Source organism: candidate division TA06 bacterium, from assembly GCA_004376575.1.
Taxonomy (GTDB): Bacteria; Hydrothermota; DG-26; order E44-bin18; family E44-bin18; genus E44-bin18.
The window spans coordinates 1-6307 of sequence record SOJN01000056.1; the positions used below are offsets into that span (position 1 = coordinate 1).

A 6307-nucleotide genomic window follows, 5' to 3' on the forward strand; every position below is an offset into this window, starting at 1 on the left:
ATTACTGACATTTTTGATTTGCAAAAAACCTGACATTTTCTATTTGCAATGACATGAGGTTTATTTTCCTTGACATTCGCTGATTGATGAATATAATTAAAAGCCTAAAAAAACACTTTGTAAACAGCCTTGAATTGCTATGGTCAATGCGTATGGTGAAAGGTAGAGGAGACTTCGGGTACGGGTGTTGTCACCCTGAGTGGGGGTGTGCCGGATGGTACACCCTCTCTTGCTCTAGGACTGCTGGACACTGGCGATGAACCAAGAGCTTGCGCACCTTCTTGAACTTCAGAGGATCGATGATGAAACTGAACATATGAAACATGAACAGTCGGAGATACCTGAAGATGTCGTTGCCATCGACGAGAGACTGAGGGAGACAGAATCGGCGTACGTACAGCAGAAGGAGAAACTCGCTGAACTGAACAAACGTCGTTCCTCCCTGGAAAATGACCTTGTGCTATTGGGGGAGAGGTTGAAAAAATACCAGAGGCAACTCCTATCCGCAAAAACAAACCAAGAATATCAGGTTTTTCTCCGGGAGATAGATGCAGCCAAAGCAACCATCTCTCAGAATGAAGAAGACATACTTACATTGATGGACGATGCGGAGACAATGGCTTCTGACATTGAGCAACGCACCAGAGAATTAGAAAAGGAAAGGGTCAGTTCGCAGCAGGAGGTCGACTCGCTCAAGACACGCATGAATATTCTGAGGGAAGAGTATAAGGAAAAGACTGACGAACGAAGAGGACTTGTAATCAGGATGGGAAAGCGTCTGGTCCAAAAGTACGAACGCATAAAGAATGGAAGAGGCGGGCAAGCAGTAGTGGTTATCAACGGAGAGGTGTGTACCGGTTGTCACACCACACTACCTCCGCAATTTGCTGTTGAAATCAGAAAGGGCGGGGAGATTCTGACCTGCGAGAGTTGTGGTCGGATTCTCATCTGGGGGAACAGGAACTAGATTGCGGCTCAGTCTGTACATCGATGGGGCCTCGAAGGGCAATCCGGGTCGTGCGTCCGTAGGAGTTGTAGTTAGGGACGCGCGTGGGAAAGTCATCTCAGAGGTGAGTCGTTCGATTGGAAGGGCGACTAACAACCAGGCAGAATATAAGGCTCTTCTATATGGCCTTGAGGAGGTTAGCAAAATAACTGACAACCGTCTTGGAAATGTTGATCTGCTGGTAAGAACCGACAGTCAGCTCCTTTATCGCCAGATGACTGGAAGGTACAGGATCAGGAACAAGATCCTCATTGGCATTTCGGTCAAAGTTCAAACAAGATTGAAACAACTTGGCTCATTCAACATAGAACATATTCCGCGCGAACAGAACACGTACGCCGACCGTCTGGCTAACTTGGCGCTTCGTAAAAGGAGCTGCTAAGGAAATCCTTTTTTTGGCTGACTGAAAAGGCATGTTGTGGTATGAGGCTTAATCGGCCACTCTTTCCGGCGGAGAGGAAATGAGTGGAGAGAGGAATGTAATGGTTGGCAATCTCATGAGATACGGCGGCCTGATGGTTGGTGTTTTCCTTCTCGCCTTTTTAATGACCGGCAAGGGATCCGTAAAGGCCCCTGAGTCGAATCAGTATGAATCGATGGTTCAGGAAAGGCAGCAGAGGGGGAAGGCCATTGCAGGTTACATCTCCAAGTATGCGATAGATCCTATGCTTGCTGGAGCTGACGAAAGAGACATGGTTCTTGGCGCAATGGTTTCTGCGGCAAAGGCCAAGAACAAAGATGTCCTCTATGCCACTATCACCACAAAAAAAGGCCTGATTGTGGCCGACACCGACAAGGGGGCGATCGGCAAAACCCACAGTCTCCCTGAGGGAGCGAAGCCTCTGGGTGTCAAAACTGAACTAGCACAGACACTGAAATCCGCCAAGCTAGGGAATTACTATGATGTCGCAGCCGGGATCATGCTTGGGGAAACGAAAATAGGCGAGGTTCACGTCGGCCTCAAAGCTGTCGAAGAACCGCCCCCTGCAGCTGCACCATCCGTGTCTAAGAAATGGATATTGATTGCTCTTGTCCTGGGAGTCGTGGGTGTCTTCGCAATCTCAATGTTCAGTCATGGCGCTACGGCGCCAGCTTCAGGAGTGTCCGTGGTGAACACCAGCACAATTGAAGAACTCAAAGGAGAAGAAGAAACCTTGATGAAACGAGTGGCTGATGCAAAGAGGGACGAGGAAAGCAGGAGGGAGAAACTGGAAGCTCTCAAGAGAGAGCTTGGCGACATAACAACCCAGGTACAAGCAAGACAGAACGAGCTAGCCCAGATGGGCACTATAAACACCACAGGTGTCGGCGAGGGACTCGACGCCCTTCGTGGAGAAGCGAAGAACTTGGAAAAACGGATTGAGGATTTAAGGTCGACCGAGAAGGTGCTGACATCAAGCGTCCAGTCCAAGAAGCAGGAACAAACAGGTCTGGAGCAGAAGCTTCAGCAGGCACAGACCGACGCTCAGACTCAGACTGCCGCAAAACAGGAGTATTCAGAAGTTTCCCAGCGCATAGACACTAAGAAGCGGGAGGAGCTTTCCCTGACCATGAGAATTGTGTCAAAGAGAAGAGAAGAAATAGCAATCTCACAGAGGCTCGAAGCGAAGAGAAAAGAAGAGATTGAACTGATGAGAAAGGCGGAGGAGCTTAAGAAGAGATCAGGCCAGCCCAGGTGATAGCGGGTGGCGTGCGAAATGAGGAGTGGAGTTTTAGGTGTTCTCGCCGCTCCGACTGGCGAGTCACCTTCTTGATTTAAGACCACAGGGAGTTACTGCAGACATGAGGGACTACTACTCCGTATTAGGTGTTGGCACAAATGCGACGAAGAAAGAGATAAGGAATGCATATCTTGAACTGGCAAGGGAGTGGCACCCGGACCATCAGGTCAAGAAAGGACAATGGATTGTAGTCAACGAAAAATTCGCCGAGATAACAGAGGCTTATGGAGTTCTCACAGACGACCAGAAACGGGTGATCTATGACAAACAGCTCAAGCAAGGTGTGAAAGTTTTGCAGACCCATCGGACTGCAGCTAAGACTCAAGCAGAAAAAGCGTTCAAGAATGGGGTTGAATACCTGAGGAGGAAAGAATACAGCTCTGCACACGCCCTTTTCAAGGCGGCGGTCAATCTGGGCGGCAATGTGGGAAAGTATCAGAGTTATCAGGGACTGGCTCAGGCATATACCGGCTACAGGGTTGCGGAGGCCCTTGAGTTGTGCAGGGCCGCCATCAAATCTGAGTTGTACAATTCAGACTTATACGTGAATCTGGCGGTCGTCTACCAGCTTGCTGGACGTGACGCAGACTGCAAGAAGTACCTGACCGAAGCTCTGAGGTGGAACGCAAAAGATAAGAGAGCTGCTGACATGCTTGCTGAGATAAGGAAGAAGGGGGGCCTCCTTCGCAGGATATTCGGGAAGGGTGACTGAGATGCCCGATCCCAAGGGAACTGACGAATACCACGAGTATGTGAAGCAGGTTGTGCTGGAAGTCCCGGGAGCGATTGCCGCAAGCATAGCTGGCGTCGATGGGATTTCTCTGGCTGGCTACTCCCAGGTTTCTGACTTTGATTTTGGACTTGTGGACGCTGAACTAGCGTCCATGCACAGAACATCTCAGAAGGCAAGCCGCGGCATGACCGCAGGAGAAGTCGGTGAGGTGGTGATCGTTTGCGCAAAAGCTACATTCATTGTGCATCCGATCGGAAACGAATTTTATCTTTCAATAACGCTGAAGGGAGAAAAGAGCCTGGGCCTGGCAAGAGTGGTGGCCAGAAGGATGGCCGATGAGCTGAAGAAGAGCCTTGTCTGACATATCTAATGTCGTTCCTGAACTAAACCGCACAGGTATTTTGGCAGCAGTAACTTATCCAAACACAAAACTTGGATTCATTGGAGTCTGAGGCGCCCGGCCTTCCATACGCTTGCGGCTTACGCTGGAGGCGTTCTAGTAGGTCATGTTTGCCGGGTTGACCAGTTTTGCGCCTGCCTTGCCGCACTTTTCTGTTTCATATTCTATCTGATCACAAGCAGACTGCGAAAGACGAGGGGCCTGAGGGATTTGGCCTTGCTGGCATTTGCATTGGCCAGTTCTTGCCTTTATTTCAGTGTGGCGACCAAACCTCCTCCGGTTCTCCCAGTGGAATTGCTGAAATCTGAAGAAGTGCTGCTCTTTGGAACGGTCGGTTCTGACCCCGAGCACAGATACGGGAGGCTGACCTTCCATGTCTATGCAGATTCAGCACAGGCAAATGGTCTTGTCTATGCTGTCAGGCAGAAGGTGGGTGTCTTCCTGTCTGACTTCATTGCGGTGCCGAGGGTTGGTGAAGAATACGCGTTCTGGGGTCGACTCGATATGCCCAGACCCTTGAGGAATCCAGGAGGCTTTGATTCCAGAGCATACTATGCAAGGTCGAGAATACGCTACCTTTTCAGATGCTCTCGGGGCGCGCCTGTTCAGCTCCCGGCAGGGAATAAGCCCATGTTTTCTTTGAATCGGACGACATCCAATATCAGGAATAGGCTCAACAGCATCTTCCGGAACAACATTGGTGGGGGTGAGGCCGCACTGCTCAGTGCTCTGCTCCTTGGCAAGAGATCCGGAATAAGAAAAGGCATCTTGAAAAATTTCGCTGATGCAGGTGTGATTCACATTCTTGCGGTGAGTGGCCTTCACGTTGGAATCCTGTGGTTGGTTCTTCTAGTGCTCTTGAGAGCTTCAAGGGTTCCGTACCGGTTAGCAGCTTTGCTAGCTTCCCTTTTCCTGGTGTTTTATTGTTATCTTACCGGATTACGACCACCCGTTGTGAGAGCCACGATCATGCTCACATGCTTCTCCTTGACCCTTCTTCTGGAAAGGGAAATAGATGGATTTAACACAGTATGTGTAGCTGCTCTGGCCATACTGGTTCACACGCCCTCTCATCTTTTTGACGTTGGATTCCAACTGTCATTTGCTTGTACAGCGTCCATTATCAGAGTCTTGCAGTTTGTAAGGCAGTCATTCCCCCGGATATTTTCCGTGAGGAGGAACCCGGTCTTTAGATGGGTTGTCGGTGCCGTTGTTGTCTCTTTTTCGGCTCAACTTGGCTCATTTCCACTTGTCATGTACCACTTCAATAGATTGACTCTTACACCACTTATCGCCAACTTGGTTGTTGTTCCACTTGCAGGCGCTAACATCTGCCTCGGTCTACTTGTAGGTGTACTCGGATTCTTTAAAGGCCCACTCCTTGGACCCATTGCTTCGGCCAACTGGCTTTCCCTGAAACTTACTCTCGCCTCAGTCGATTTCTTTTCATCAATCCCTTTCACCTCATTCAGGACAGTGAGACCTACTATGTTTCTCATTGGGGTTTGGTACATTCTCCTTCTTCTCTTGCCGGAATTGAAGAGTTCTCGGAGAGCGAGAATGGCTGTACTTGTGATTCTTCTGGTTGCAGGAAACGGCTTTGTGTGGGACGCCGTGTTAAGGAAACGTAGACCGGAGCTTTCAGTCGCTTTTCTCGACGTTGGGCAGGGAGACTGCTGTTTTCTCGAAACAGCCTCTGGCAAAGCAGTTTTGATAGATGCGGGGCCGAGGTTCGGGGAGTATGACTGCGGGGAATCGGTCGTTGCGCCCTTCCTGTGGGAAGGGAGAATAAGAAGGATAGACAACGTCGTGCTCACCCATCCACAGAATGATCACATAGGAGGGATGGGGTATGTACTGGACCATTTTGAAATAGGGGAGGTTGTGGACGCCGGCACAATAACGGCGTCAAAGAAGTATCTCGAACTGCTGAGGAAGGTGAGGAAGAAAGGGATACGATACAAGGTGGTGCGCAGGGGGAGTCGAATAGACTTCGAAGAGAACAGGATGGTGGTCCTCTATCCCGATGAAGAGGTGATGAGAGTAGCTACTCTCGATCCCGACTTCGATGTAAACAATTGCTCCGTGGTCATACTTTTCGTTTGTGGCGAACTGAAGCTTCTCTTCACCGGCGACATAAACGATGAGATTGACCGGGCCTTTGATTCTATAGACCATGTGGATGTGCTCAAAGTCCCACACCACGGTTCAAGAACACCCAGTGAGGCGATTTTCAGTCATGGGTTCACAACCTCTGTGGCGGTCTTTTCAGTCGGTTTGAATAACCGTTTCGGACACCCAGCGAAAGATATCCTCGAAGGATATCTTCGGTCTGGTACTCACATATACAGGACGGATAGAGATGGAGCCATTTTCTTCGAGACGGACGGAAGCACCTTTTCTATAACCACTATGAGGGAGCTCAATAACCTTTCGCCGATAAGGCG

Annotated in this window: 6 protein-coding genes; all 6 read left to right on the forward strand. The window is 49.7% G+C overall.

Going from position 1 to position 6307, the window contains the following annotated elements; genetic code table 11:
• Positions 1 to 256 precede the first annotated feature (256 nt).
• On the forward strand, positions 257 to 967 hold the full coding sequence (locus E3J62_04460; protein ID TET46349.1) for a hypothetical protein: 711 nt from the start codon (positions 257 to 259) through the stop codon (positions 965 to 967).
• Positions 933 to 1388, forward strand: coding sequence for a ribonuclease HI family protein (locus E3J62_04465; GenBank protein TET46350.1), 456 nt, complete (start codon positions 933 to 935; stop codon positions 1386 to 1388). The genes E3J62_04460 and E3J62_04465 overlap by 35 nt, the downstream gene beginning before the upstream one ends.
• A gap of 79 nt (positions 1389 to 1467) precedes the next feature.
• Positions 1468 to 2685 (forward strand): hypothetical protein, encoded by a 1218-nt coding sequence (locus E3J62_04470; protein TET46351.1) that lies wholly within the window; start codon positions 1468 to 1470, stop codon positions 2683 to 2685.
• A 37-nt stretch (positions 2686 to 2722) separates the two neighbouring features.
• Positions 2723 to 3439 (forward strand): hypothetical protein, encoded by a 717-nt coding sequence (locus E3J62_04475; protein ID TET46352.1) that lies wholly within the window; start codon positions 2723 to 2725, stop codon positions 3437 to 3439.
• Position 3440: 1 nt separating this feature from the next.
• Positions 3441 to 3821, forward strand: a complete 381-nt coding sequence (locus E3J62_04480; protein TET46353.1) for a hypothetical protein — start codon at positions 3441 to 3443, stop codon at positions 3819 to 3821.
• A 255-nt stretch (positions 3822 to 4076) separates the two neighbouring features.
• Positions 4077 to 6307 (forward strand): DNA internalization-related competence protein ComEC/Rec2 (locus tag E3J62_04485; GenBank protein ID TET46354.1); only part of this gene is annotated, 2231 nt, incomplete at its 3' end.

What these genes read in the sequence shown, in the direction of transcription:
- E3J62_04480 (TET46353.1), top strand. Translation starts at nt 3,441, where the DNA reads ATGCCCGATCCCAAGGGAACTGACGAATACCACGAGTATGTGAAGCAG.
- E3J62_04470 (TET46351.1), top strand. Translation starts at nt 1,468, where the DNA reads ATGAGTGGAGAGAGGAATGTAATGGTTGGCAATCTCATGAGATACGGC.
- E3J62_04460 (TET46349.1), top strand. Translation starts at nt 257, where the DNA reads ATGAACCAAGAGCTTGCGCACCTTCTTGAACTTCAGAGGATCGATGAT.